This window comes from Streptosporangium sp. NPDC023615 (assembly GCF_040640155.1).
GTDB lineage: Bacteria > Actinomycetota > Actinomycetes > Streptosporangiales > Streptosporangiaceae > Streptosporangium.
Map to the genome: position 1 here is coordinate 1 of NZ_JBFABE010000181.1, position 1,298 is coordinate 1,298.

General features: G+C 70.1%; 1 protein-coding gene. It reads left to right on the forward strand.

Annotation, left to right across the window (positions count from 1 at the left end):
- On the forward strand, nt 1-1,241 hold a 1,241-nt coding region (locus tag AB0G16_RS38785; protein ID WP_362816031.1), incomplete at its 5' end, for an IS256 family transposase.
- Between the last annotated feature and the right edge of the window lie 57 nt (nt 1,242-1,298).

Sequence of the window (1,298 nt, forward strand, 5' to 3'; positions counted from 1 at the left end):
TGATCATTCAGACCGCCGTCGAGGCCGAGGTGGACGCCTTCCTCGGCCGCACCCGCTACCAGCGCACCGCCTCACTCTCCGCTGCCGACGGCGAGCAGGCCGTACGGCCCGGCCACCGCAACGGCCACTGCCCCACCACCATCAAGACCACCACCGGGCCGGTCACCATCGCCCGCCCGAAGCTGCGTAACACCACCGAGGCGTTCGCCTCCCGCCTGTTCGGCGCCGGCGTGACCCGCACCAACGCGCTGGAGACGCTGGTCATCGCCTCCTTCGTGCGCGGACTGTCGGTCCGCGATGTCGAAGCGACCCTGGCCGATGCGCTCGGCCCGGAGGCGGCGCTGTCGAAGTCGACGGTCTCGACCATCTGCCAGGCCATCGTCGCCGAGTACGACGCCTGGTGCCGCCGCGACCTGTCGGCGGTCGAGCTGGACTATCTGTTCTGCGACGCCAGCCACTTCAAGATGCACGACGGGCAGCGTGCCGAGCCGGTGCTGGCCGCCTGGGGCATCACCACCGACGGCAAGCCCGTCTTCGTGGGCCTGGCCCCGGCCGCGGCCGAGTCGACCGACGCCTGGCACGACTTTCTGACCGGCCTGGCCGAACGCGGCCTGCGCCCGCCGCTGCTGGTCGTCTCCGACGGCGCACCCGGCCTCATCACCGCCGCCGAGCAGGTCTTCCCGGCCTCCCTGCGCCAGCGCTGCGTCATTCACAAATGCCGCAACGTCCTGTCGAAGGTCAGCGCCGGCGACCAGGCCACCGTCAAGGCCGCCTTCTGGAACATCTTCGACACCTCTGAGCTGGGCGAGGACATCGAGCCTGGACAGGACCTGGTGGCCTGCATCCAGGCGCGCATCGACGCCTTCGCCAAGGACTGGGACCGTTCCTATCCGGCCGCGGTCAAGAGCCTGCTCGCCGACCGCGCCTCGCTAACGACCTACCTGCGCTTCCCCCGCGAGCACCACAAGCGCATCCGTCACTCCAACTTCATCGAGCGCACCTTCGGCGAGACCCGCCGCCGGGTCAAGGTCATCGGCCGCTTCCCCGGCGAGACCAGCTGTGTCTCGTTGGTCTGGGCGGTGCTGGACCGTGCCTCCCGCGGCTGGCGCGGTTTCACCATGACCTCCAAGGGCCTGCGCATCCTGCAGGACCTGCGCCGAGCCCTGCTCGCCCCGCCCAGCTGGCTCCGCCCGACAAACACCCCGGCCACCGACTCGACACCCGAAACGGCAGCCGCCTAAGATCAGCCCGCGGCACCTACCTCGTCGAGCCTTTTACACCGCTCCGAGGACGCGACC